Below are 24044 nucleotides of genomic sequence, written 5' to 3'. Positions count from 1 at the left end.
CCCGCTCGATCCCGAGGAAACCGAGTCATCCATGAGCCTCACATACACAGCCGGTTCCCTGGTCGCCGCCCGTGGCCGGGAGTGGGTGGTGCTGCCGGAGAGCGCACCGGACATGCTGGTGCTGCGCCCGCTGGGCGGCAGCGACGACGACATCGCGGCCGTGTTCCCCGCGTTCGAGGAGGTGCGGCCCGCCGAGTTCGCCGCGCCCGGCCCGGACGACCTGGGCGACCAGCGGGCGGCGGGTCTGCTGCGCACGGCGCTGCGGATCGGGTTCCGTTCCGGCGCGGGCCCGTTCCGTTCGCTGGCGTCGATCGCGGTGGAGCCGCGCGCCTATCAGCTGGTGCCGCTGCTGATGGCGCTGCGGCAGCGCACGGTACGGCTGCTGATCTCCGACGACGTCGGTATCGGCAAGACCGTGGAGGCGGGCCTGATCGCGAAGGAGCTGCTGGCGCAGGGCGAGGCGTCGCGGCTGGCGGTGCTGTGCTCGCCGGCGCTGGCCGAGCAGTGGCAGGCGGAGCTGCGGGAGAAGTTCGGCATCGACGCCGAGCTGGTCCTCGCCTCCACGGTGAGCCGTCTCGAACGTGGCCTGGAGCTGGGCCAGTCCCTGTTCGACAGGCATCCGTTCACGATCATCTCGACGGACTTCATCAAGTCGACCCGGCACCGCGAGGATTTCGTACGGCACTGCCCCGACCTGGTGATCGTCGACGAGGCGCACACGTGTGTGGCCGCCGACGATCCCGCGCAGAACGGTTCGTCGGCCGCCGCGAACCAGCTGCGGTACGAGCTGCTGCGCCGGGTCTCCGCCGACGCGGACCGGCATCTGCTGCTGCTGACGGCGACCCCGCACTCCGGCAAGGAGTCCGCGTTCCGCAATCTGCTGGGCCTGGTCAGGCCGGAGCTGGCGACGCTGGACCTGGACTCCCCGGCGGGCCGCGCCAAGCTGGCCGAGCATTTCGTGGCCCGCAAGCGGGCGGACGTGCGTGAGTATCTGACGAAGGAGGACGGTCTCGCCGACGATTCTCTCGCCGAGCGGACCGCGTTCCCGTCGGACCGGTGGACGAAGGACGAGCCGTACAAGCTGACGCCCGCCTACCGGGCGCTGCTCGACGACGCCATCGCCTACGCCAAGGACCGGGTGCGGGAGGCCGGTGAGCAGGGCCGGCGGGAGGCCCGTATCGCCTGGTGGTCGGTGATCGCGCTGCTCCGCTCGATGGTGTCCTCGCCCGCCGCGGCGGCGCAGACCCTGAAGACCCGCTCGGAGTCGGCCGCCGCCCGCACCGCGCGTGAGGCGGACGTGCTGGGCGCCCCGGTCGCCGCGGACTCGGCGGAGAACGACCGCATGGAGGGCATGGATGTGGCGCCCGGCGCCGCCGAGTCGGAGGACACGGACTCCCGGCTGCGTGAACTCGCCGAGCGGGCGGAGGAGTTGTTCGGCCCGGCGGAGGACGCCAAGCTGAAGGCGCTCACCCGGCATCTGAAGGCGCTGCTCGCCGACGGCTACAACCCGATCGTCTTCTGCCGCTACATCCCGACGGCCGACTATCTCAAGGAACAGCTCGACGGAAAGCTCGGCAAGAAGACGCGGATCGAGGCCGTGACGGGCACGCTGTCGCCGCAGCAGCGTCTGGAGCGGGTGGAGCAGCTCGCCGCCGACGAGGCCGACGACCCGGCGGCCCGCCGGGTGCTGATCGCCACGGACTGCCTCTCCGAGGGTGTCAACCTCCAGCATCATTTCGACGCCGTCGTCCACTACGACCTCGCCTGGAACCCGACCCGCCACGACCAGCGGGAGGGCCGCGTCGACCGCTACGGCCAGAGACGCGACCAGGTCCGCGTCATCACCATGTACGGCGAGGACAACGGTATCGACGGCAAGGTGCTGGAGGTGCTGTTCAAGAAGCACCGGCAGATCAAGAAGGATCTCGGTATCTCCGTGTCCGTCCCGGACGAGACCGCCAGCGGTGTCACCGACGCCGTCGTGGAGTGGCTCCTCCTGCACGGGCGGCAGGGCAGCCAGGAAAGCCTGTTCGAACTCCCCGGCCACCAGGAGTCCTTCGACCGTGTCGAACGCGAGTGGACGTCGGCCGCCGAGCGGGAGAAGACGTCCCGCTCCAAGTACGCGCAGCGGGCCATCCACCCGGAGGAGGTGGCCCGCGAGGTCGCCGCCGTCCGGGCCGCGCTGGGCGGTGCCGACGAGGTCCGCGCGTTCACCCTGGAGGCGCTGCGCGACCTGGACGCCCGGGTCCGTGATCCACGGGACGGCAGCGGCGATTTCACCGCCCAGGTCGGCGGCGCCCCCGCCGGCCTGCGTGACGCGCTCGCGGCGACGCTGGGCGGGCGGCTGATCGAGGAGGACCGCGAGATTGCGTTCCGTTCCTCCCCCGCGATCGGCCGTGGCGAGGCCGCCCTCGTCCGCACCGACCCGGCGATCGGCGCGATCGCCTCCTACGTGCTGGACTCCGCGCTCGACGCGAACACGCACGGCCCCCGCCCGGCCCGCCGCTGCGGTGTCGTCACGACGGACGCGGTGGGTATCCGCACCACGCTGCTGCTGGTCCGCTACCGCTTCCATCTCACCCTGCCGTCCCGCACGGGCGAGCGGCAGCTCGTCGCCGAGGACGCCCGCCTCCTCGCCTTCGAGGGCGCGCCCGCCCGCGCCCGCTGGCTCGACGAGGACGCGGCGACGGCCCTGCTGTCGGCCCGCGCCACGGCCAACACCCATGAGCAGCTGGCCCGCAACCAGATCACCCGAGCCCTGGAGGGTCTGCCCGGCCTGTCCGGCCATCTCACCGAGTACGGCAAGCGGCTCGCCGCCGAACTCGACGCCTCGCACCGCCGGGTCCGCAAGGCCAACGAGGAGATCGTCCGCGGCCTGAAGATCGTCCCGCAGGAGCCCGCCGACGTTCTCGGCGTGTACGTGTACCTGCCGCAGCCCGCCTCTACCGTGTCCGGAGCCCACGCCTGATGTCCGCCGCCACCCGCACCAGTCTGGCCTTCACCGCCGTCACCACGGTCGGCGGTCTGCTCCCCGCCGACATGCTGCTGCGTATCGCCGAGGCGCGGAACCTGCCCGGCACCAAGCCCGCCGACTACGGTCTACCCTCGTCGGTGCCGGTCCGTGACGAGGCCGAGCGCGCCTGGGAGTACCTCAAGCCTCTGTGGCGCGAACTGCGGGCCGCGCTGCCCTCCGACCCGACGACGGGCGCCCCGGCCGCCGACCCGACGGGCCGCGCCGGCACGGACTGGCTGGCCCAGCTCTTCCGCAAGCTGGACTTCGGCGCGCTCACCGAGGTCGGCGCGGCGGGCATCCCCGCCGACTCCGACCCGGAGAAGCGGTTCCCGGTCTCCCACCGGCACGGGCCCGCCCTGATCCATGTGATCCCCTGGAACCAGGAGCTGGACAAGCGCCTCGCCCCCGGCCAGGTGCCGCCGCAGTCGATGCTCCAGGACTGCCTGAACCGCACCGAGGCCCACCTGTGGGCGGTCCTCACCAACGGCCGCCGGCTGCGCCTGCTGCGCGACTCGTCGTCGTTCTCCACGGCCGCGTACGTCGAGTTCGACCTGGAGGCCCTGTTCGACGGCGAGCTGTTCAGCGAGTTCGTCCTGTTGTACAGCCTGCTGCACGCCTCCCGGTTCACGGTGCCGGAGGGGGCGGCGCCTTCGGGGTGCTGGCTGGAGAAGTGGCGCACCGTCGCCATCGAGTCCGGCAGCCGGGCGCTCGATCACTTCCGGGACGGCGTGCAGGCGGCTCTCACCGTCCTGGGTACGGGCTTCCTGAGCCACCCGGACAACCACAAGCTGCGCGAGAACCTCGACGTTCATGCCTTCCAGACGGCACTGCTCCGGCTGGTCTACCGCATGATCTTCCTCTTCGTCACCGAGGACCGCGACGCGCTGCTCGACCCGGCAGCGGACGAGGTGACCCGCGACCGCTTCGCCCGCTACTTCTCCACCGCCCGCCTCCGCCGCGATGCACTGCGCCGCCCGGGCACGGCCCACGACGACCGGTACCGGGCCCTGGAGCTGCTGATCACGGCGCTGGGCTCCGAGAAGGGCCGCCCCGAGCTGGGCCTGAAGGGGCTTGGCGGCCTCTTCAACGACACCCCCGCCGACGAACCGCTCCGCGGCGCACGCCTGGCCAACCGCCACCTGTTCGAGGCGGTCAAGCACCTGGCGCGCGTCCGGGACACCGGCTCCAAGCGCTGGCGCCCCGTCGACTACAAGCACATGGGTGCCGAGGAACTCGGCTCGGTGTACGAGGCACTGCTGGAGCTGGTGCCCAAGCACAGCGCGGCGGACCGCACGTTCGAGCTGGTCGACCGCATCGGCAATGACCGCAAGAAGACCGGCAGTTACTACACACCCGCGCCCCTTACCGAGGCGTTGCTCGACTCGACGCTGAACCCGGTGATCGACGATGCCGTGAAGCGGGGCGAGGAGAAGGCCCGCGCTGGCGGCGACCTGGACCCCACCGACGCCATCGTCAAGGAGCTGCTGTCCCTCACGGTCTGCGACCCGGCCTGTGGTTCAGGGCACTTCCTCGTCGCGGCGGCGCGGCGTATCGCCAAGCGTGTCGCGGCGGTGCGGGAGCACAGTCCCGAACCGACGGCGAAGGCCGTGCGTCACGCCATGCACGAGGTGGTCGAGCGCTGCGTGTACGGCGTAGACCTCAACCCGATGGCCGTCGAGCTGGCCAAGGTGTCACTGTGGCTGGAGGCGATGGAGCCCGGTAAGCCGCTCACCTTCCTGGATGCGCACATCAAGCACGGCAACGGCCTGATCGGGGCGACACCGGCGCTGATGCGTGATGGGATCCCGGATCAGGCGTTCAAGAAGATCGAGGGCGATGACGAGGCCTGGGCCAGGCAACTGCGGAACCGCAACGCCATGGAGCGGCAGGGGCAGGGAGGCCTTTTCGACCTCGCGACCGAGACCAACGTGGCCAACACGTCGTTCGCACATGGGCTACGGCGGATCACCACGGCTCCCGCAGACACCCTTGCGGAGGTACGCCAGAAGGAGGCTGCGTACCGCGACTGGACGACCTCGGCCGAGTATCTGCGAGCCCTCCACCTGGCGGACGCCTGGTGTGCGGCCTTCGTCTGGGTCAAGAACGAGGATGCGCCGCCTGCCATTACGCACAAAGTCTTCCGGGACCTTGAGAGCCCGGAGGGCACGGCAGCGCCGCAGTCCACGCACGATGAGATCGTGCGGCTGCGGGACCAGTACGGGTTCTTCCACTGGCACCTCGAGTTTCCGGAGATCTTCGCCGTCCCGGACAACGGTGAAAGATCAACGGGTGCCGACGCGGTCAATCCCAGCACGGGATGGGCCGGCGGCTTCTCGTGTGTGGTGGGAAATCCGCCGTGGGACAAGGTCGACTTCGAGGACAAGAAGTACTTCAGCGTGGTCGCGCCCGAGATCGCAGAGATCTCCGGTCAGGCTAGACGCACGCGCATCACGGCGTGGGAGCAGGAGAATCCGGAGGCGGGGAAGAAGTACCGCGAGGCACGGCGCGCAGTAAAGGGGACGTTCCACTTCGCAGCGAACTCCGGGGTGTTTCCTTTCTGCGCGAAGGGACTGACAGCCAAGGGCGTCAACTCGCTTCAGACGGACACGTTGTTTGCAGAGCGAGCGGCGAACGTGGTTGCCGCCCTTGGCAGATTCGGTTTGGTACTGCCAACCGCCATCGCAACCGGAGCAGGCTCGCAGTACCTGTTCGGTGACTTCACCCGACGCGGGGCCCTGGTGTCGCTGTATGACTTCGAGAACCGCCGCCCTAAATCACCCGCACTGCCGAAGGGTGGTAAGTGGTTCGAAAGTGTCGACTCCCGTTACAAGTTCTGTTTGCTCTCCCTCACTGGAAGAATCACGCGCGCGGACGCCAGCCGCATCGGCTTCTTCCTGTCCGAAATCACGGATTTGGAAGACCCGAACCGAGTCTTCGCGTTGGACCCTGAGGACGTGGGTCGGATCAACCCGAATACCGGCACCCTGCCAGTGTTCCGCACTCAACGCGACGCGGACATTACAGCAGGAGTGCACCGGCGTTTGCCTGTGCTATGGGATGAGGGACGTCCACAAGGCAACCCGTGGAATGTTTCCTTCAAGCGACTCTTCGATATGACTGACGACTCTGACCTCTTCCGCAGTCGAGAGCAACTCGAAGCCGACGGGTGGGAACTACGGGGCAATATCTTCGAGCGGGACGGGAAGCGGATGCTACCGCTGTACGAGGCGAAGATGGTCGACTTCTTCACCCATCGTGCGGCTGACGTCGTCAGAAGTCCGACTGCCGTGAACCGGCAAAACCAACCCAGGTATCTTCCCAGCGCGGAGTTGCAAGATCCTGGACGTTTCGCTATGCCGCTCAACTGGGTTCAGCAGCACGGAGAAGTCCCTACACGACGAAACAATCGAGATGTCCACATCAAGGGAGTTGAGCGACGCCTGGCTGAAGAGAACTGGGATCACGGCTGGCTTTGCGGCTGGTGCGACGTGACCGCATCCACGAATGAGCGCACGGCCATTCCCGCGTTTATCCCGCGCACTGCTGTCGGCCATACTTTCCCCCTGATGTTCCCTCGAGTTTCCCCCCCACTCGTGGCTGCACTGGTAGGGACCCAGTCCTCCCTGGTATTCGACTTCATTAGCCGCCAGAAAATCAGCGACGCTCATATGAAGCTGTTCATTTGGAAGCAGCTTCCTGTCCCTTCTCCCTCAAGCCTCGAACCTCATGTACCGTTTCTCTTGCCGCGAGTCCTTGAGCTTGTCTATACGGCCTATGACATGACCCCACTGGCCCGCGATCTAGGCGACAAAGACGGCCCGTTCCGCTGGGACGAGAATCGCCGCGCTTGCCTACGTGCCGAATTGGACGCATACTTCTTCCATCTCTATGGAATCTCCCGCGATGATGCCGACTACATTCTGGAATCCTTCAAGTCCGAGTCGGGCGGCCTGAAGAACAACGAGATTGCCAAGTTCGGCGAGTACCGCACTAAGCGACTTGTCCTGGCAGAGTACGACCGGATGGCTGCCGCAGGGCTCACGTTGGAGAACCCGTTGGTGGAGGGTGAGGGGGGAAATTACCAGTCCACTCTCAACCCGCCGCCCGGTCAGGGGCCCCGGCACGAGTGAGCTGCGCGCAGTCGGAGGAGCGGACGTCTCGTGGTACGCCGTAGCCAGACCAGCAATCCGCGCTCGGTCGTCGTGCTGACGGCCGGCGTGGACTGGCGGACCCGAGCCGCCACTCAACGCCGGGCCACCGGGGCCGAGTTTCCGATGCCCCGGAAGCAGGCGGCGAAGCTGCGGGCGTTGCGGCAGACGCTCAACCTGATACGCGTGGTGATCAACAGCAGGCGTTGGCATCAAGCCCGCTTCCATCTGAGCCACGCCCAGGCCCTGATCGACGCGCTGCCTGCCGACCAGACCACCGAGTACCGCAAGCAACTCGCGGAACTACGCAAGAGGTTCGCGGCACGCAAGACACCTCTGGCCAAGAAGGTCGCACAGGCGAAGGCCACAGCGCCCAAGAAGGAGAAGGCCAAGAAGAAGACCGGCAAGAAGCAAGCCCCGACGCCCGCTCCTCGCAAGGCGGCGCCGAAGTCGGTCTTCCCCGACCTCGGCGACCGCTACATCAACCGAGCGGCGCTCGGTTACTCCTCCGAGCCCTCCGCGACGAACCGCACGAAGGGCGCCCAGCCCGCCCGGCCCACGGCGAAGGGCGCACGGGACCGGTCCTTGGAGTCCCGTACATGAACAGCCTGTTCGGCGATCGCGATCTCTACACAGCTGTCGCCCTGGCTGCCGCTGTAGCTGGACTTGAACCAGGCGAGTTCCGTCGTACCGCTGCTCATAGCTCTCCTCGCAGTCGCTCCAGCAGGTCCCTGGAGTCCTTCGGGCTCAGGGCCTGCGAGCGCAGTGTTTCATAGCGCTGGCAGAGCACACTCACCTGTTTTGGGTCCATAATCAAGCGCCCGTTTTCCTGCCCCTCCGAGTAGGCGAGTCGGCGCCCCTCCGGGGTCTCCAGTACCTGCACCGGGCCGTCGAGGCACGCGTGCAACCCCGCCTCCAACGGCACCACCTGCAAGGTCACGTTCCGAGGCGCGCTCAGCCCCAGCACATGATCCAGCAGCCCCCGCATCGCCTCAGCGTTCCCGAACCGCCGCCGGAACACGTGCTCCTCGACGATGAAGCTGAACGGGACCGTCGGCCGCTCCCGCATCATCCGCTGGCGTTCCATCCGCGCCGCGAGCTGGGCTTCCAGTTCCTCGTCGGTGCGCAGCGGGATCGTGCCCTCGAACACCGCCCGTGCATACGCCTTCGACTGCAACAACCCCGGCACCAACCGGCATTCGTAGGTGCACAGGCTGACGGCCTGCCGTTCGAGGCGGGCCCACTGGCGGAACCAGGCCGCCAGTCCCACTTCCCCGCGGCTCAGATGCTGCGCCGCCCTGCGCAGGGCGCCGGTGTTGCCGAGCGCCTCCTCGGCGCGTTCGACGAAGGCCTGGTCAGGCATGCGGCGGCCCAACTCGACCGATTCCACGGTGTGTTTGGAGTACTGCACGACAGCCGCGAGGTCGGTGCGGCTGAGGCCCGCGTGTTCCCGTAACGCCTGGACGACCGCGCCGAACGTGCGCAGACTGTCCGACGGGTGGGGTTCCCGTTCCCCCTCCCCCGCTGCTACGGGCCGGGCGCCCGCCTCCGTGGCCGTCACGCCGGCCGTCGTCGTCACCTCGGCTTCGGCGATGTCCATCCGCCGCCCCTTTCTCCAGAGCCTTGGCTCGTGTCCGCAGGCCCCACGCCCGGCCACTCATCGTGACGGCAAAGACCCCGTACCGTCCACTCCCCGTGCCCGTACGCTGACTCAGCGTACGGAGGTGAAGGGTCGTGTACGGCCGGATGCGCGCGCCACCCTGGCGCCATGAACCACACCGCTCCCCCACACAGCACCGCCCCCCACCCGACGCGTCCCACGGTCCGTCCGCGCACGTTCACGCAGTTGCTGTCGGCCACCCGGCGCGGGGCCCGGCTGGCGCGGCTGCTGGGCACCGGGCAGCTCCGCGCCTGGGACATGCCGCCCGCGCTCACGGAGCGTGCCGAGGTCGTGATCGCCGAGCTGGCGGCGAACGCGGTGCTGCACGGCCGGGTGCACGGCCGCTGTTTCCGGCTGACGCTGGTGTTCGAACAGGTGTCGGGGCTGGTGCGGGTGGAGGTCAGTGACGCCCGCGGGGACGTGTGGCCGCAGATCGTGACGGGCGCGGACGACGCGACCGCGCTGCGGCCGGGCGGCCGGGGGCTGGCGTTGGTCGCGGCTCTGGCCGACGAGTGGGACTGCGTCCCGTTCCCGCCGAGCGGCAAGACCGTCCGCGCCGTGTTCCGCACCGCCGAGTCCGGCACGGCTCCCGCCGGGGCGACCACGGGCGGGCGACCGCTCGTGGGGCGTACCACCGCGGACGGCCACGCCGAGACCGCCGGCGCTGCCGCCCGGCAGACGCGCTGAATTCATGGGTGCGATGCGGGAGAGGATGAAGGTCGAGGACCTGACAGAGGTGGAGCAGCACCTCCGGCAGGAGCGGACGCGAGCCGGGATGAATCAGCGGAAGCTCGCGGAGCGGGCCTCGCTGAGCTGACCGACGCTCCACCGGATCGGGCAAGGCGAGCGGGCGGCGCTGACGGTCACGGAGCTGGACCGGATCGCGCGAGCACTGGATGTGCCGCTGCGGCACGTGCTGCACGGGAACGCTGTCGCCGACCGGGCCCTGGTGGCGCCCCGTCCGGCGCGGAGGGCACATCGGAGGGTCTGGACGAGGCCGGACGACTGGCGATCGATCTCCTGACGCTCTACGACCGGCTCGCGGAGCGCGGCGTCGCTCCGGGTGAGCGTGTTCTGTCCGTGCCCGCCTCGGGTCGCTCGGATTCCGTCACCGATCCGGAGCGGGAGGGCCGCGAGGCGGCCCGCGCGCCCCCTCACCCAGGCGGGTCCGCGGCCCGCGCCGGTGTCACGCGGGCTGCGCGGGGAAGGCGATCACCGAGCCGTCCGGTTCGCGGACGATGTCGATCGCCACGTCCGCGGGGCGCGGGTCGAGGGTGACGCCCCGGCCCAGCCGGTGCAGGCGGTGGGAGGCGCGCAGCAGCGCATCGACCTCGTTCTGGGTGAACATCGGGCGGATACCGCCCGGCCGGGACAGCTCCAGGTGCGACAGGCGGACCAGGACACGGGCGATGCCCGATTCCAGGTCGTCGAAGCGCTGCCGGTCGGCCGCGAGAGCGCGCAGGAAGTTCTCGAACGGGTTGCCGGGGTTCTTCTGCGCGTGCTCGACGGCCTGGAGGACGGCGACCCGCCGGGCCAGGGAGAGCGCGAGGGACGCGAGCGCGACGTGGGTGTGGAAGACGCCGCCGTCCTTCTCGACGCCGGGAAACGCCTTGGTCAGCTCGGCGAGTTCGACCGGCTCGCCGGGCGGCAGGCCGTCGAGCGCCTTCAGCCAGCGCTCCAGGCGGAGGCCGGCCTTGCTCAGCGCGATCTCGATGATGCTCACCGACGAGTCCAGCCCCAGGGACTGGCCGAGGTCGCCCTGGTCGAGGAGGATCGCCGTCGCCTTGTCGACGGCGGCACGGCAGCCGTTGAGGGCGCTCAGCTCGTCGTCGAGCTTGTCCTGCCGCATCTGCTCCAGCAGGTCCGTGATGTGCTCGATGGCGAGCTGCCGCTGCCGGTCCGCGTGCGCGGCCATGCCCGCCGCCACCGCCATCAGCACCAGCGGCGCCGCCACGGTGAGGGCCGTGCCGCCCGCCGCGACGGCACCGGCCGTGGCGCCCGCGCCGCCCGCCGCGCCCGCTGCCGCCGCGCCCTGCACCGGCACGTACCGGGCGTGGGCGACGAACTTGCCGGTGGAGTCGACGAGCGTGCTGTACTGGCCGCCGTCCTTCGCGGGCAGCGCGCGCAGCAGGCCCTGACCGAACGCGCGGGCGTGCTTCGCCGGGACCACCAGCGTGAACAGGTTCCCGCCGGACGCGGTCGCCTTCGCCGTCGTCAGGGACGTGCTCGCCGACCTGGTGACGAACTCCGTCAGCTGCCGGGCCAGCGGGCTCGCCGCGTCCAGCGGCAGACCGCGCCGGCGGTCGATCTTCTCCGGCAGCGGGTGCACCTCCAGCGTGAGCACGGGTTCCTCGACCATCGCTGCCAGCGCACCGCGCCACTCCGCAAGACGCTCGGCCGTCACGGCCTCCCCGGTGGCCGGCATCGGCACGCTCGCCTCGCCGGTCGCGAGCGTCCACACGGGCACCGTCGTACGGCGTTCGTCGGTCATCGTCTCCCCACCCACATCGCCCCCCGGCCGACCGGTACCGCGCCCGGAGTCGTGGAGGGCGCGGCCCCGGCGCGCCCCGACTCTAGACCGATTGTGTTTACGGCGCCAACAAGCCACTCAGGGGTGTGAACTTGTGGGGTTACGGGTCCCTTGACGGCGTCAACAGGTAGGGTGAGGAACTCCAGCACAAGGCCCAGCCCAGTATGAAGGGTGGTCCATGGATCGGCCCGAAGTTCTGCCCGGCACGCCCGAATTCGTCATCAAGCTGCCCAAGGACGGCGCCGAGGCGCACGGTTTCCTGCTGACCGAGTTCGGCTACAACGGCACGCACAAGTTCCTGCTGCGGCAGGGCTCCGCGGTCGCCGCCGAGGCGTGGCCGGGGCTCGGCGACCACGCCCGGCGCTTCCGGGAGGAACTGCGGGCGAACGGGGGGCTGGTGGACGCCGTACCCGATCCCGACCGGCCGGACGCGCCCCGCCGGTGGATCGCCGCACGGGACATCGAGTGCAACTCCTCCTCCGCCGCCGCCGCGCTCGTCTACGGCTACGGCGCGTCCGGGCCGGAGTCCTGGCGCACCGACGACGGCCACCCCCTCGGCGACTATCTGTCCACCGGGTGGCGTGCGCCGCGCAAGGCGTGGCTGGTGCGCGGCTCCAACGTCTCCGGGCACAACCTGGTGCGTCAGCTGTGGCTGACCGAAGGGATCGTCTCGCTCGCCGCGACGCATCTGCCGCGGCTGGAGGAGGACGACCCGACCAAGAGCACCCTGCGCCGGTTCGTTCAGGAGGGGTACGAGGGGGCGGCGTCGTACAACCAGAAACGCGGACTCGTCGACGAGCTGCACGCGTTCCTCACGCAGATGCGCATCGGCGACACCGTCGCGACGATAGGGGACGGGACGCTGTACCTCGGGCGGATCACGGGGGACGCGGTGCAGACCGCCTCGCCGGGCGGGCTGTCCAACCTGCGGCGTTCCGTGCGGTGGCTGCCGAAGGGCCACCCCTACGAGGAGCTGCCGGAGGGCGTGCAGCAGAAACTGTCCGTGCAGCACGACGTGGTGGACCTGACCGGAGTGCTGGACGCGCTGGACCAGCTCGCCGAGCAGCAGGGGCAGCAGGCCCCCGCCGGCGGTGACGTGTCCTCGGTGGAACGGGTGGAGCCGCGGGAGCTGGTGCTGCCGCCCGTCACGGACGCGCTCGCCGAGGAGCTGCTCGTCCACGACAAGGGCTGGCTGGAGGAGGTGCGGCACCACCTCGTCGAGGACCGGCAGATCGTGCTGTACGGGCCGCCCGGCACCGGCAAGACGTATCTCGCGATGAAGCTGGCCGAGTACTTCGGCGGCGGGCCGGAACAGGTCAAGATCGTGCAGTTCCATCCCTCGTACGCGTACGAGGACTTCTTCGAGGGCTTCCGGCCCGTGGAGGACCCGGAGACCCGCGAGGTCGCCTTCCGGCTGACCGCGGGCCCGCTGCGGGAGCTGGCCGACCTGGCGTCACGGGAGGGCAATCAGCACGTCCCGTACTTCCTGATCATCGACGAGATCAACCGGGCCAACCTGGCGAAGGTCTTCGGCGAGCTGTACTTCCTGCTGGAGTACCGGGAGCGGACGGTACGGCTCACCTACTCCGGGGACGATTTCGCGCTGCCGAGAAACCTGTTCGTCATCGGCACGATGAACACCGCCGACCGGTCCATCGCCCTCGTGGACTCGGCGATGCGGCGCCGGTTCTCCTTCGTGGAGCTGTCGCCGCGCACCGAGCCGACCGCCGGACTGCTCGCGCGCTGGCTGGAGCGGGAGGGCAAGGACCCCGAGGCCGCCCGGCTGCTCGACGCGCTCAACTCCCGCATCGACGACCCGGACTTCGCGATCGGCCCGTCGTACCTGATGAAACCCGACGCCCACCGGGACGGCGGACTGGAACGGGTGTGGCGGGCGAAGATCCTGCCGCTGCTGGAGGAACACCACTACGGCGAAGGCCTCGACATCGCCGCCCGCTACGGGCTGGACGCGCTGCGCGCCGACCTCGGGTGACCGCGCCGATGAGCGAGGTGCGGCTGCGGGAGCACGGGCCCGCCGAGTCCGTGCCGTTGAGCGCCGAGGAGGGGCGGGCACTGGCCGGGCTGCGCATCCTGCACAGCGTCACCCCCGACCCCGGGCGGGCCGGGCACTGGCTGCTGCGGGCCGGCAGCAAGGTCGGCGCCGTGCGCGCCCCCGGCGGCACCGTCGTACGGATCCGGCCCAAGACGCCCATCACCCGGCTGTTCTTCCTGCTCGGGTTCAGCCTCGACCCGGCCCGCGCCTGGCGGGACAGCCGGGACGGCACCATCGACACGGGGGCGTACGACGATGTCGTACCGGCGCTCGCGCACGCCGTGGAACGGCAGATCGAACGGGCGCTGCGCCAGGGCGTCCTCCAGGGCTACCGGGAGGTGGAGGAGGCGGCGCTGGTCGTGCGGGGGCGGATCCGGGAGGCCGAGCAGATCCGGCGGCACTTCGGGCGCACCCCGCCCGTCGAGATCGCCTACGACGCGTACACCGCCGACACCGCCGAGAACCGCATCCTGCGGGCCGCCGTCGAGCGGCTGCTGCGGCTGCCGGGCCTGCCGGGCGACGTACGGCGGCGGCTCGCGCACCAGCGGGTACGGCTGGCCGACGCGAGCCCGCTGGTGCGGGGGCAGCAACTGCCGCGCTGGCAGCCGTCACGGCTCAACGCCCGCTGTGTGCCCGCGCTGCGGCTCGCCGAGGCCGTGCTGCGGGGCAGCTCCCCCGAACACCGGCCGCCCGGCGCCGAACCGCTCACCGTGGACGGCTTCCTGTTCGACATGAACCGGCTGTTCGAGGACTTCGTGACGGGGGCGCTGCGGGAGGCGCTGCGCGAGCACGGGCTGACCGCACGCCTCCAGGACCCCCACCATCTCGACACGGCGCGGCTGGTGCGGCTGCGGCCCGACCTCGTGGTGCGCGGCCCGGACGGGCGGCTCCCCGTCGCCGTCGTCGACGCCAAGTACAAGGTGGAGCGGGCCGACGGGCCGCACAACGCCGACCTGTACCAGGCCCTCGCGTACGCGACCGTGCTCGGGCTGCGCGAGGCGCACCTCGTGTACGCGGCCGGGCGGCAGCCCGAACGCCGCCACGAGGTGCGCGGCACGGCCGGCGCGGACGGCCGCGGGCTGCGGCTCGTCCAGCACAGCCTCGACCTCACCCGTGAACCGGCAGACCTCCTCGCCTCCGTACGGCGCATCGCCGCACGGCTGGCCGAGGGCGCCACCGAGCCACGATCATGAATGCCCGTCCGGCGGAAAGGAAACGACGTCATGCCCCGCCTCGCCTTCGCCCAGAGCTTCTGGGACGGCTACGACACCCTCGACAAACAGGTCAGAACAGGGGTGCGCAAAGCCATGGCGAAGTTCCAGGCGCTGAGCGTCGCCGAACTCAACGCGGACAAGGGCCTGCACCTGGAGTCCGTGGAGAACGCCCGCGACCCGCGCATGCGCACCATCCGCGTCACCGACTTCTGGCGGGGCGTCGTCCTCGCCCCCGACGACGGCTCCGACACCTTCCTCCTCGTCAACGTGCTGCCGCACGACGACGCCTACACCTGGGCGGCGAAACGGCTCTACAGCGCCAACACCGCCACACGGGCCCTGGAGGTCCGCAACGCCGTCGCGCTCGACGAACTGACACCGCTGTACGAGACGGCCGCGCGCTCCGCGCCCGAGCTGCTGTTCGACGGGGTGTCCGACGGCACGCTGCGCGAACTCGGCATCGACGACCAGGTTCTGCGGGCCGCCCGGTCCATGGTGGACAAGGCCCAACTGGAGGCGTTCGCGACGCTGCTGCCGGAGGATCAGCTCGAGGTGCTCCAGTACCTCGCCGAAGGGTTCAGCCCCGAGGAGGTGTACCGGGACGTGGTGGCCGTGCGCCGGCCCGCCGACGCGCCCGCCGAACCCGTCGAGGACCTGGCCACCGTCATCGCCAACACCTCCGCCCGCATCCGGCTGGTCACCGGGCCGCGGGAACTGGAGGAGATCCTCGCGAAACCCTTCGCGGCCTGGCGGATCTTTCTGCACCCGTCACAGCGGCGGGTCGCCTACCGCACCTCCTACGGCGGACCGGTGCAGGTCACCGGCGGGCCCGGCACCGGCAAGACCGTGGCCGCCCTGCACCGCGTCAAGCATCTGCTGGGCCGCTCCGACGACAGCCGCGTCCTGCTCACCACGTACACCAACGCGCTCGCCGCGGGCCTGCGGGACATGCTGGGGCTCCTCCTCGACGACGACGACAAGCAGCTGTCACGGGTCGATGTGACGACGGTCGACGCCTTCGCCAACAGTGTCGTGCGCGCCGCGACACCGCAAGGCGCGGCCAAGCCGCTCGGCGACCGCGAGCAGCGGCAGCTGTGGGAGAAGGTGATCCGCCGGCTGGGCCTGCCGTTCACCGCGCAGTTCCTCGCCCAGGAGTACCGGCACGTGGTGCTCGGTCAGGACCTGCGGGACCTGGACGCCTACCTCGCCGCGAACCGGCGCGGGCGGGGCACCGGGCTCGGGCCCTCTCGGCGGCGGGAGGTGTGGCGGGGCGTGGAGCGGTTCGAGGAGCTGCTGCGCGACCGCGGCGAGACCACCCACCTGCGGATCTGCGCCCGCGCCGCCGACCTGCTCGCCGCCGGGACCGCGCCGTACGACCATGTCGTCGTCGACGAGGCGCAGGATCTGCACCCGGCGCAGTGGCGGGTCCTGCGGGCCGCCGTCGCGCCCGGCCCCGACGACCTGTTCGTCACCGGCGACCCGCACCAGCGGATCTACGACTCACGGGTGTCGCTCGGCTCGCTCGGCATCCCCACGGCGGGGCGCAGTTTCCGGCTGCGGGTCAACTACCGCTCCACGGAGGAGATCCTCGCCTGGTCGGCCGCGCTGCTCACGCCGGTCACCGTGGAGGCGCTGGACGGTGAGGGCGCGGACACACTCGCCGGGTACCGCTCCCTGCTGCACGGGGGCCGGCCGCGGGTACAGGGGTACGGGTCGCGGCACGAGGAGACCGAGGCGCTCGTGGAGCGGGTCAAGGAGTGGCTCGCCGAGGGGCTCGCCCCGCAGGAGATCGGCGTGTGCGCCCGGTTCAACCTGTCGCTGGACGCCGCCGAGTCGAAACTGAGGGCCGCCGGGATCCCCGTCGTGAGGGTCAAGGGGCAGGGCGCGCAGGGCGTGGAGGGGGTGCGGCTCGCCACCATGCACGCCATGAAGGGCCTGGAGTTCCGCGCGGTGTCCGTGCTCGGCGTCGCCGAGGGCGCCGTGCCGTTCGCGCGTGAGATCACCCCGCGGGAGGCGGACCCGCTCCAGCACGAGGCGGACCTGCTGAGGGAACGCTGCCTGCTGTTCGTCGCCTGCACGCGGGCCCGGGAGAGCCTCAGCGTGACGTGGAGCGGGGCGCCGAGCCCGTTCCTGCCGGAAGTGGGGTGAGGGGCTGATCGGTTGGCGCGGGGCCGGCAGACCGGGGGCGAGGGGGGCCGCGGTGCGGTGCGCTGAGGTGGAGTCGGCGGGTGTGGTGAGGGCCGGCTACGGCGGGCTGGGCCGGTCGGGCGGACTGAGGGCGAGCTGAGGCCGAGGGCGGATCACTCACCGTCGCGCCGGCCGGGGGCGAGGGCGTCGCCCATGGTGAGGGCGAGCTGAGGCGAGGGCGGATCACTCACCGTCGCGCCGGCCGGGGGGCGACGGCGCCCGTAGTGAGGGCGACTGAGGCCAGGGCGGATCACTCACCGTCGCGCCGGTCAGGGGCGAGGGCGCCCGTGGTGAGGCCGTCGCGGGCGCACTCGGCGAGCTTTCGGCTCAGCTCGTCGATCCTGCGCATGCTGTCCTCGAACGCCGACAGGGCGCGGAAAGCACCGCCGTAACGGCGCTGTTCCTCGATGCGCATCCGGGGGATACGGGCGCCCTTGCCGTCGAAGCGGTAGCCGCCGCTCGACGTGGTCGAACGGCGCGTGTTGGCGGGGCTGCGCAGGAAGCCGCGCAGGAAGTCCGTGTCGAGCTGATCGCTGACCGACACCGGCTCCTGCCCCTCGTACTCGACGAGCCCGGCGCGGGCCAGATCGGCGACGCCGGTCGTCGCGCCGTCCAGGGAGCCCGGCCCCTCCCCCGGCACGAGCGCGGGCAGCAGGGCGACGAGCCGGCGGACCTCCTGCTCCAGCGCCGTCCGCAGCGTGGCGTACTCGGCGGGGAAGTCACGGTTGCGGGGCTTGAGATGACTGCCCGGGGTCAGATCGACGACGTCGTCGAGGAGTTCGATCAGCGGCACCTCCGCCGTCTGCTCGGGGCGCGGATCGAGACGGTCGTCGGGGCTGTTGTCGGTCAGGTCGATCATGCGGACGGCGTGGCCGGTGTCCGTGCCGCCGGCGGTCTCCGGGCGGCGCAGGCACCACAGGTGCACCGGCAGCGCGTGCGAGGTCGCCGTGCCCGGCGGGAGCGCGACGACCTGACGGAGGATGCCCCGCCGGACCAGTTCGGCGCGGATCCGGCGGCCCGCCTTGCGGTAGGCGACCGACGCCGGCATCACCATGATCACCTCACCGCCGGGGGCGGTGTGGGCGTACGCGTGCTGGAGCCAGGCAAGCTCGCCCTCCGCCTTCGACGGGGTGCCCAGATCCCAGCGGGCGTCGAGCAGCAGCTCCTCACGCCCCCAGTCGGTCACCCCGGCCGGCGGGTCGCACACCACCAGGTCCGCCTTGAGGTCCGGCCAGGCGTCCGCCCGCAACGAGTCGCCGGTCGCGATGTGCGCGTCCGTGCCGCCCAGCAGGCCGGCGCGGAGCCGGGTGAAACGGGCACTGTCGGCGTCCAGTTCCTGCCCGTGGCACCTGATGCCGGTGCCGGAGGCCACCGTGAGCAGCAGCACGCCGATACCGCACGCGGGGTCCAGCACGGTCGCCCCCGGCCGCAGGCGGGGCGCGAAGTGGCGCACGGCGCGCACCACACGCTCCGGCGTCACCTGGTCCGAGCCGGCGCGCCGGGCGGAGTCGAGGAGCCGCTCGGTCAGCGCGCGGACGACCTCGGCGGGCGAGGCGGTCCGCGTGACCGTCTTCAGCCGCTCCGCGATGTCGTCGGACACCGTCGCGCCCTCGTCGCCCGCCAGCACCCCGGCGAGGTCCGCGAGCCCCGCCACCATCTGCTCCCCGTACACGGCACGCAGGGCCTGCCACAGCTCGACCTCCGGGGACACCTCCTGCCCCTTGCGCTGCCTGGCCAGCCACGCCTGCACCTCGGCCAGGCTGTACAGCGGGCTGTTGGCGGCGCCGCCCGCCGGCGCGGGGAAATCGTCGTACCGCCGACGCCAGTTGGAGACGGCGGCTCGGGTGACTCCGGCCAGCCGAGCGATCTCGGCACCGGTGACCAGGGGCTCGGCCGAGGGGGCGGCAGTGTCCGTCATGGGGCCAGCGTACACGGGCGCGGGATTCTCACTCCAGGGTGACATCTATTGACAACGTACACAGACTATTGCCACCTTCCTTCACGTACACCCAACTGCTTCCGGGCCGGGTGCGGCTCCCGTGTCACGGTCCGTCCCGTGGTGGCCGGGCCGTCCCGGAGAGCGGGACGGCCCCGGTCTCAGCCCTGGACGAGCGTCACGTCCCGCTCCTGCGCCGCGTGGAAGTACGGCAGCGGCAGCCCGCCCTGCGCGCGCAGCTCCGTGAGCGTCGCCTGGACCCGCACGGTGCCCGGCTGGAGGGAGCCCGGCGAGGGCCGGCCGGTGTTCTCCCAGCGGTGCTCGGCCCCGTCGCACACGGCCTGCGTGCCGCCGATGCCGTACCGCACGGTCATCGTCTCCGACACCCGGCCGGCGGAGGAGCTGACGACGACGGGACCGCTGCTGCCGAGGCAGCGGTACGTGCCGGAGAGGGTGACCGTGCCGTCGGCGGCGATCCTGCCCGTGGGGTCGACCGTGACGTACTCGAAGGAGTCGGCGACCCGCTGCGGCACGGCGCTCGCCGGTGCGGCGCCGGTGAGCAGCAGGGCGGCACCGGCGGCGGCACCGAGGGTGGCGCCGAGGGTTCGGCGTACGGATGCGTTCATGGAAACCTCCAGGTGAAGTGGGGGTTTCCACTGGTACCGGGGGTGCGGGCCCCGGCGTGTGACCGTCACCCCTTCGGTGGCGAGTCCGGGCGGGGTGGGATCCGGGTGGTGCGGGTGATGGGAGCGAAACGTGCGGTGCGGGGGCCGGGGAGGGCGGCGCGCGCGGGTTTCGGTGGTCGTGACGCTCCGATCGGTCCCCGGGCAGGCCCCCGGTCCCTCCCTACGGCAGCACCGCGAACCCGTCCAGCTCCACCAGCGCCTGCTCGTCCCACAGGCGTACGACGCCGACGACCGCCATCGCCGGGTAGTCGCGGCCGGCCTTCTCCCGCCAGATGCGGCCCAGTTCGCGGGCGTGGGCGCGGTAGTCGGCGACGTCCGTCGCGTAGACCGTGACGCGGGCCAGGTCGGCCGGGGTGGCGCCGGAGGCCGTGAGCGCGGCCAGCAGGTTGGTGAGTGCCCGCTCGAACTGCTCGGGCAGGGTGGCGCCGACGATCTTGCCGTCGGCGTCGAGCGCGGTCTGTCCGGCGAGGAAGACGACGCGGGTGCCGGAGGCGACGACGGCGTGCGAGAAGCCGGCCGGCGGGGACAGGTGGGGCGGGTTGATCCGGCGGGCGGTCACTCGGCCTCCTGATGGGCGGACGGTACGCGGTGCGGGGCGGCGTGTCCTCCTGCGTGCGTGTCTCCCCCCGCGTGCGGGTCGGCCTGCTCTGCTGCGCGCGGGTCGGCGTTCTCCCCTGCGTGCGGGGCGGTGTCCCGCCCGGCGCGCGGGCCGGTGAGCCGCCCGGCTTGCGGGCCGGTGAGCCGCCCGGCTTGCGGGTCGGTGGGCTGCCGGTCGTGCAGGCCCTTGTACAGCTCCTTCGCGATGATCCCCCGCTGCACCTCGCTCGCCCCCTCGTACACCCGTGGTGCCCGCACCTCCCGGTAGAGGTGTTCCAGGAGGTGGCCCTCCTGGAGGGCGCGGGCGCCGTGGAGTTGGACGGCCGTGTCGACGACGTACTGGGCGGTCTCGGTGGCTAGGAGTTTCGCCATCGCGGCGCGGGCCGGGACATCGGGGGCGCCCGTGTCGTACGCGGTCGCCGCCGCGTACACCGTGAGGCGGGCCGCCTCCGTGCGCAGCGCCATCTCGGCGACCTGGTGGGAGACGGCCTGGAGGTCGCTCAGGGTGCCGCCGAAGGCGTGGCGGCGGGCGGTGTGGGCGACGGTGGCGTCGAGGGCGGCCTGGGCCATGCCGACGGCGAAGGCGCCGACGCTGGGGCGGAACAGGTTGAGGGTGCCCATGGCGACGCGGAAGCCGCGGTCCACCTCGCCGAGCACGTCGTCGGCGGTGACCGGGACGGCGTCGAAGCGGAGGGTGCCGATGGGGTGCGGGGAGAGCATGCGGAGGGGTTCGCCGGTGAGGCCGGGGCGGTCGGCGGGGACGAGGAAGGCGGTGACGCCGCGGGCGCCCGCGTCGGGGGTGGTGCGGGCGAAGACGGTGCAGAAGTCGGCCTCGGGGGCGTTGGAGATCCAGCACTTGTCGCCGGTGAGCCGCCAGCGGCCGGGACCGTCGGGCTCGGCCCGCAGGCGCAGTGCCGCCGCGTCGGAGCCCGCGTCGGGTTCGGTGAGGGCGAAGGCGGGAACCGCCGTGCCGTCGGTGACGGCGGGCAGCCAGCGCTCGCGCTGGGCGGGGGTGCCGTGGGCGTGGACGGGGTGGGCGCCGAGGCCCTGGAGGGCGAGGGCGGTCTCGGCCTCGGTGCAGCCATGGGCGAGGGACTCCCGCATCAGGCACAGGTCGAGCGCGCCGGACGTGAAGAGGCGGGCGAGCAGGCCGAGGCGGCCCAGTTCGGCGACGAGGGGCCGGTTGATCCGGCCGGGGTCGCCCTTCTCGGCGAGCGGGCGCAGCCGGTCGGCGGCCAGGGCGCGCAGCTCGGCGCACCAGGCGGTCTGTGCCGGTTCGAGTGAGAATGCGGGCATCGCCGGTCCTCTCTCCCCGCGACCCCACGGCCGCTCCCCCGACGATATCGCGCTGTATTGACTGCCGTCACCAAGGCGATACGCTCGCTGTGCGGTGCGAGGGACACCCCACCGGGCGCGTCCGCCCGTGCCGCGCCACGACCCCGTCGAGCCCAGCAGGCACGGCCCACCCGGCAAGGGGGCGAACCGCCATGAACGTCTCGGCCCACGTCGACACCTTCGCGCGCGACCACCTGCCCCCTCCGGACGAGTGGCCCGAGCTGGTCTTCGACCTGCCGGAGCTGCGCTACCCCGAGCGGCTCAACGCCGCCGCCGAGCTGCTGGCCGGGACCCCGGACGACCGCCCCGCGTTCCGTACGGCCGACGGCACGGTGTGGTCGTACGGCGAGCTGCGCGCCCGCGTCGACCGGCTCGCGCACGTCCTCACCGGGGAGCTGGGTGTCGTACCGGGCAACCGGGTGCTGCTGCGCGGGCCGACCACGCCGTGGCTGGCGGCCTGCTGGCTGGCGGTGCTGAAGGCGGGCGCGGTCGCGGTGACGGTGCTGGCGCAGCAGCGTCCGCACGAGCTGGCCACGATGTGCGAGATCGCCCGCGTGGGGCACGCCCTGTGCGACGCGCGGGCGGTGGACGACCTGGTGAAGGCCGACGTGCCGGGGCTGCGGATCGTGACGTACGGCGACGACTCGCCGGACGATCTGCTGCGGCGACCGGCGCCGGAGACGCCGTACCGGGCCGTGGACACGGCCGCCGACGACGTGGCGCTGATCGCGTTCACCTCCGGCACGACCGGCCGGCCCAAGGGGTGCATGCATCTGCACCGGGATCTGCTGGCGATCGCCGACACCTTCTCCCGGCACGTGCTGAAACCGGACGCCGGTGATCTGTTCGCGGGGTCGCCGCCGCTCGGGTTCACCTTCGGGCTGGGCGGGCTCGTCGTGTTCCCGCTGCGGGCGGGCGCGTCGGCGCTGCTGCTGGAGGAGGCCCATCCGCGGCAGCTGCTCGCGGCGGTCTCCGAACACCGGGTGTCGGTGCTGTTCACCGCGCCGACCGCGTACCGGGCGATGCTCGGCGAGCTGGACGGGCACGACGTGTCGTCGCTGCGGCGGTGCGTGTCCGCGGGCGAGAACCTGCCCGCCGCGACCTGGCACGCGTGGCGGGAGCGGACCGGTGTGCCGATCATCAATGGCATCGGCGCGACCGAACTGCTGCACATCTTCATCTCCGCCGCCGACGAGGCGATCCGCCCCGGCACGACCGGGCTGCCCGTGCCGGGCTGGCAGGCGCGGATCGTCGGCGCCGACGGGCGGGAGGTGCCCGACGGGGAGCCGGGGCTGCTCGCGGTGCGCGGGCCGGTCGGCTGCCGCTATCTCGCCGACCCGAGGCAGCGGGAGTACGTGCGCGGCGGCTGGAACATCACCGGCGACACCTACGTCCGCGAACCCGACGGCTACTTCCGGTACGTCGCCCGCGCCGACGACATGATCATCTCGGCCGGGTACAACATCGCGGGGCCCGAGGTGGAGGACGCGCTGCTGCGCCACCCGGACGTGCTGGAGGCGGCCGTGGTGGGGCGGCCCGACGAGGACCGGGGTCAGATCGTCGTCGCCTACACCGTGCTGAAGGAGGGCGCCGCGCGGGACTCCGAGGCGCTGCGCGCGTTCCTCAAGTCCGAGCTGGCGCCGTACAAATGCCCCCGCGAGTTCGTCTTCCTGGACGCGCTGCCGCGCACCGCCACCGGCAAGCTCCAGCGGTTCCGGCTCCGCGCGTCCGACTGAACCCGAACATGACCAGCGGCGATGGACACGACCTAAGATGATCAACGTGTCCGACCAGCATGCCCCTCGGTCTTTGATCGTCACGCTCTACGGCGCCTACGGCCGCTTCGTGCCCGGTCCCGTCCCGGTCGCCGAACTGATCCGGCTGCTGGCCGCCGTCGGTGTCGACGCGCCCTCCGTCCGCTCGTCGGTGTCCCGGCTGAAACGGCGCGGTCTGCTGGTGCCCGCGCGCACCGAGCGGGGCGCGGCCGGTTACGAACTGTCCGCCGAGGCACGGCAGTTGCTGGACGACGGCGACCGGCGCATCTACGCCGCCGCGCCGCCCGAGGACGAGGCGTGGGTGCTGGCGGTGTTCTCGGTGCCCGAGTCGGAGCGGCAGAAACGGCATGTGCTGCGCTCCCGGCTGGCGGGGCTCGGGTTCGGCACGGCGTCGCCGGGCGTGTGGATCGCGCCGGCGCGGGTGTACGAGGAGACCCGGCACACCCTGAAGCGGCTGGGCCTGGAGGCGTACGTGGACTTCTTCCGCGGGGAGCACCTCGGGTTCGCGGCCACCGTGGAGGCTGTCGCCCGCTGGTGGGACCTGGCTGCCATCGCCAAGGAGCACGAGGCGTTCCTCGACCGGCACGCGCCCGTGCTCCAGGCGTGGGAGCGGCGGGAGGACACGCCGCCGGAGGAGGCCTATCGGGACTATCTGCTCGCGCTGGACTCCTGGCGCCACCTGCCCTACACCGACCCGGGGCTCCCGGCGCGGCTGCTGCCCGACGGCTGGCCGGGGGTGCGTTCCGCCGCCGTGTTCCGCGCGCTGCACGAGCGGCTGTGCGCGGCGGGCGCCGAGTTCGCGGGGGTGACGCGGCCGGCGGGCGCTCCGTGACGGCGGCGCGGGCACGGAGGTCCCCTGCGGTACGGCCCGCCGCGGGGGCGGGCACCGCGAGGGCGGGCGCCGCGGGGG

The 24044-nt window shown here is 71.8% G+C and carries 14 protein-coding genes and 1 pseudogene; 8 read left to right on the top strand and 7 right to left on the bottom strand.

The window, feature by feature from the left end; translation table 11 throughout:
- Positions 1-31: 31 nt before the first annotated feature.
- Positions 32-2968 (top strand): DEAD/DEAH box helicase, encoded by a 2937-nt coding sequence (locus MTQ10_RS06265; protein WP_247463099.1) that lies wholly within the window; start codon positions 32-34, stop codon positions 2966-2968.
- Positions 2968-7143, top strand: coding sequence for an Eco57I restriction-modification methylase domain-containing protein (locus tag MTQ10_RS06260; protein ID WP_247463097.1), 4176 nt, complete (start codon positions 2968-2970; stop codon positions 7141-7143). Before MTQ10_RS06265 ends, MTQ10_RS06260 begins: the two co-directional genes overlap by 1 nt.
- A gap of 518 nt (positions 7144-7661) precedes the next feature.
- Here the strand turns inward: MTQ10_RS06260 and MTQ10_RS06255 are convergent.
- Both MTQ10_RS06255 and MTQ10_RS06250 read right to left on the bottom strand, forming a co-directional pair.
- A complete protein-coding gene (locus tag MTQ10_RS06255; RefSeq protein WP_247463095.1) occupies positions 7662-7862 on the bottom strand; it encodes a DUF397 domain-containing protein in 201 nt (66 codons plus the stop codon).
- Positions 7859-8761 (bottom strand): helix-turn-helix domain-containing protein, encoded by a 903-nt coding sequence (locus MTQ10_RS06250; protein WP_247463093.1) that lies wholly within the window; start codon positions 8759-8761, stop codon positions 7859-7861. Before MTQ10_RS06250 ends, MTQ10_RS06255 begins: the two co-directional genes overlap by 4 nt.
- Before the next feature lie 168 nt (positions 8762-8929).
- On the opposite strand from MTQ10_RS06250, the gene MTQ10_RS31425 reads away from it, so the two are divergent.
- Positions 8930-9508: an ATP-binding protein gene (locus MTQ10_RS31425; protein WP_308404544.1), complete on the top strand. Its 579-nt coding sequence runs from the start codon at positions 8930-8932 to the stop codon at positions 9506-9508.
- A gap of 499 nt (positions 9509-10007) precedes the next feature.
- Here the strand turns inward: MTQ10_RS31425 and MTQ10_RS06240 are convergent, their stop codons facing one another.
- Positions 10008-11312, bottom strand: a complete 1305-nt coding sequence (locus tag MTQ10_RS06240; RefSeq protein WP_247463091.1) for a hypothetical protein — start codon at positions 11310-11312, stop codon at positions 10008-10010.
- Between the two features lie 217 nt (positions 11313-11529).
- Between MTQ10_RS06240 and MTQ10_RS06235 the strand changes: the two genes are divergently transcribed.
- From MTQ10_RS06235 to MTQ10_RS06225, 3 genes are read left to right on the top strand one after another with little or no spacing between them, the layout of a single operon-like run.
- On the top strand, positions 11530-13344 hold the full coding sequence (locus MTQ10_RS06235) for an AAA family ATPase (protein WP_247463089.1): 1815 nt from the start codon (positions 11530-11532) through the stop codon (positions 13342-13344).
- 8 nt (positions 13345-13352) lie between these two features.
- The gene (locus MTQ10_RS06230) at positions 13353-14597 is read left to right on the top strand and encodes an McrC family protein (RefSeq protein WP_247463088.1); all 1245 of its coding nucleotides are present in this window, start codon (positions 13353-13355) and stop codon (positions 14595-14597) included.
- Positions 14598-14627: 30 nt separating this feature from the next.
- On the top strand, positions 14628-16766 hold the full coding sequence (locus tag MTQ10_RS06225; RefSeq protein ID WP_247463086.1) for a UvrD-helicase domain-containing protein: 2139 nt from the start codon (positions 14628-14630) through the stop codon (positions 16764-16766).
- Between the two features lie 289 nt (positions 16767-17055).
- Here MTQ10_RS06225 and MTQ10_RS06220 read toward each other — a convergent pair whose 3' ends face one another.
- The 4 genes and pseudogenes from MTQ10_RS06220 to MTQ10_RS06205 all read right to left on the bottom strand — a co-directional run.
- A complete protein-coding gene (locus tag MTQ10_RS06220; RefSeq protein ID WP_247463084.1) occupies positions 17056-18723 on the bottom strand; it encodes an N-6 DNA methylase in 1668 nt (555 codons plus the stop codon).
- A 179-nt stretch (positions 18724-18902) separates the two neighbouring features.
- Positions 18903-19367 carry a DUF6299 family protein gene (locus tag MTQ10_RS06215; RefSeq protein ID WP_247463082.1) on the bottom strand — a complete coding sequence of 155 codons (465 nt, stop codon included), beginning with the start codon at positions 19365-19367 and terminating at the stop codon, positions 18903-18905.
- 220 nt (positions 19368-19587) lie between these two features.
- Positions 19588-19986, bottom strand: a complete 399-nt coding sequence (locus MTQ10_RS06210) for a RidA family protein (RefSeq protein WP_247463081.1) — start codon at positions 19984-19986, stop codon at positions 19588-19590.
- Between the two features lie 221 nt (positions 19987-20207).
- Positions 20208-21320, bottom strand: a pseudogene (locus tag MTQ10_RS06205) (acyl-CoA dehydrogenase family protein); the annotation flags it as partial.
- A 191-nt stretch (positions 21321-21511) separates the two neighbouring features.
- On the opposite strand from MTQ10_RS06205, the gene MTQ10_RS06200 reads away from it, so the two are divergent.
- Both MTQ10_RS06200 and MTQ10_RS06195 read left to right on the top strand, forming a co-directional pair.
- Positions 21512-23095, top strand: coding sequence for an AMP-binding protein (locus MTQ10_RS06200; RefSeq protein WP_247463079.1), 1584 nt, complete (start codon positions 21512-21514; stop codon positions 23093-23095).
- Positions 23096-23132: 37 nt separating this feature from the next.
- Positions 23133-23966 carry a PaaX family transcriptional regulator gene (locus MTQ10_RS06195; RefSeq protein WP_247463077.1) on the top strand — a complete coding sequence of 278 codons (834 nt, stop codon included), beginning with the start codon at positions 23133-23135 and terminating at the stop codon, positions 23964-23966.
- The last annotated feature ends 78 nt before the right edge of the window (positions 23967-24044 follow it).

The sequence above is a fragment of the Streptomyces sp. XM83C genome (genome assembly GCF_023072675.1).
Classification (GTDB): Bacteria; Actinomycetota; Actinomycetes; order Streptomycetales; family Streptomycetaceae; genus Streptomyces; species Streptomyces thermocoprophilus.
This window is presented reverse-complemented; position numbering and strand designations above follow the sequence as displayed.